Source organism: Mesorhizobium sp. WSM4845 (assembly GCF_055811455.1).
Window position 1 is genome coordinate 1 of the sequence record NZ_JBVVQA010000115.1, and the last position, 341, is coordinate 341.

At 57.2% G+C, this 341-nt stretch carries 1 pseudogene; it reads left to right on the forward strand.

Features of this window, described 5'->3' with window-relative positions:
* Positions 1 to 341 (forward strand): annotated as a pseudogene (locus AC0L2C_RS34250) (GGDEF-domain containing protein); the annotation flags it as partial.

The window sequence follows — 341 nt, forward strand, 5'->3', positions numbered from 1 at the left end:
CTATGCTATCAGGCCTGATTTTGACGGTGCAGGCCTTTTCTGGCGGGGGCTTTGCCGCCGCAATCTGGTTCCTGGTTGTCAATGCCATAAATACCGCCCGCCTCGGACTCGCCCGTTATCAGCTAAACGAGACGGGGGATCAGGGCGATTTAACAGGGATTTCGCAGCGGCTTCGCTGGTTTGGCATCCTTGCTCTTCTGTCAGGGTTTGCCTGGTCCTTTCTTGCCGTCCTTACCGTTGGCTACACAACGCCGCAAGCGCCGCTGCATCTGATTATTCTGGCGGGCATCTCAGCTGGTGCGGTTACATACGGCAGTTCATATGCCGCGGCCGCGATCAAC